The organism is Endozoicomonas sp. SESOKO2 (assembly GCF_024606245.1).
GTDB lineage: Bacteria > Pseudomonadota > Gammaproteobacteria > Pseudomonadales > Endozoicomonadaceae > Endozoicomonas_A.
Map to the genome: position 1 here is coordinate 1 of NZ_JAHHPQ010000302.1, position 2,010 is coordinate 2,010.

Here is a 2,010-nt window from a genome sequence, read left to right on the forward strand (position 1 = left end):
CCTCGTCAATTCTCTGTCTTTGTGACAGAGACGGGTTATCGCAATTCTCCGGTTGCGATAGCCCCTTTTCCTGACTTAAATCCCACAGGCTCCTGAACACTGTCTGATCTTTCATAAACATCTCCAAATTCAATGGGCATAGCCCTGTTTAATGGATACTCTGAACCAGAGCCATCAGGGTCCGGGCGAAATACGTATAAATGCTGGTACAGAGTCTCGACCCCCTGATTCAATATTGCTGTCTTCTACAATGGGGTTATTGGTACTTTGTTCAGCCTGTAATGTGTTTGGGGGTTGAATCGGGACTGCTCCCCTAAGAGTCTGACTGAGAAGAGCGCATGAACTGCCTGTCCCGGCCAGTCCCTCATATTTTTTGATTTCTGGAGCCGAAATGAAAGCCGACTTTTACGCTGGACTGCGTGAGCAGCTGGAAGACCTTAAAAAAGAAGGTTTGTACAAAAGCGAGCGAGTTATTACCTCCCAGCAGCAGGCTGATATCACTGTTAACACCGGTGAAGAGGTCATTAATTTTTGTGCCAACAACTATCTCGGGTTGGCCAATTCCCCTGAGCTGATAGAAGCAGGCAGGCAGGCACTGGATGAATACGGTTACGGTATGGCCTCCGTACGTTTTATCTGTGGTACCCAGAATGTACACAAGGAATTGGAAAAACGCATTTCCGAATTCCTGGGCATGAATGACACTATCCTCTATTCCTCCTGTTTTGACGCTAATGCCGGTCTTTTTGAAACCCTGCTGGGACCGGAAGATGCCGTTATCAGTGATTCTCTCAACCATGCCAGCATCATAGATGGTGTACGTTTGTGTAAGGCCAAGCGTTTCCGTTACGCCAACAACGATATGGCAGATCTGGAAGCCAAACTGAAAGAAGCGACAGAAGCAGGTGCCCGTTACAAGCTGATCGCAACGGACGGTGTATTCTCCATGGATGGCGTTATTGCCAACCTCAAAGGTGTCTGCGATCTTGCGGACAGGTACGATGCCATGGTGATGGTGGATGATTCCCATGCCGTAGGTTTTGTCGGTGAAAATGGCCGTGGTACCCACGAATACTGTGGCGTAATGGATCGTGTGGATATTATTACCGGTACCCTGGGCAAGGCTCTGGGCGGTGCTTCTGGTGGTTATACCTCTGCCCGCAGCCCTGAAGTTATCGACTGGTTGCGTAACCGTTCCCGTCCTTACCTGTTCTCCAACACCCTGAGTCCAACCATTGCCAGTGCTTCTATCAAGGTTCTGGATATGCTGGAGTCCGGTGGTGAGCTACGTGAGAAGCTGCGCCATAACTCGGATTACTTCCGCACCGAGATGGAAAAGCTGGGCTTTACACTGGCAGGTAATGGGCATGCGATTATTCCGGTCATGCTGGGTGATGCCTCACTGGCTGCTGAGTTTGCGGAACGAATGCTGAAAGAAGGAATCTATGTAGTAGGATTCTCCTTCCCGGTTGTTCCAAGGGGGGCAGCCCGAATTCGTACCCAGATGTCGGCTGCTCATAATCAGGAACACATGGATCGAGTCATTGTAGCCTTTGCCAAAGTAGGTCGTGAGCTGGGCATTATCTCCTAGAGAGCCTCCTAGAGAGAGTCTCCTGAGAGCCGCCCAAAGAGCCTGCAGAGCAGAGTTAAAAGGAACCTGACATGAAAACCCTGGCAAAACTGAAAGCGGAAAAAGGCATCTGGCTGGCCGACAAGCCCAGGCCGGAAGCTGGCTATAACGATGTTCTGATCAAGATTCGCAAAACGGCGATCTGCGGAACCGACATGCATATCTACAACTGGGATGAGTGGTCTCAAAATACCATCCCTGTTGGAATGCACGTAGGGCACGAATTCATTGGTGAAATCGTGGAGATGGGCGAAGGCGTGCGTGGTTTTGAAATAGGCCAGCGTGTCTCTGGTGAAGGTCATATTACCTGCGGTCACTGCCGCAACTGCCGTGCAGGCCGTCGTCACCTGTGTAATTTCACTTTCGGTGTGGGTGTCAAT

The 2,010-nt window shown here is 50.3% G+C and carries 2 protein-coding genes; both read left to right on the forward strand.

Going from position 1 to position 2,010, the window contains the following annotated elements; all coding sequences use genetic code 11:
• The first annotated feature begins 391 nt into the window (after positions 1-391).
• A complete protein-coding gene (locus KDK17_RS06905; protein ID WP_257253082.1) occupies positions 392-1,591 on the forward strand; it encodes a glycine C-acetyltransferase in 1,200 nt (399 codons plus the stop codon).
• 71 nt (positions 1,592-1,662) lie between these two features.
• A partial coding sequence (locus tag KDK17_RS06910) for an alcohol dehydrogenase catalytic domain-containing protein (protein ID WP_257287688.1) occupies positions 1,663-2,010 on the forward strand: 348 nt, incomplete at its 3' end.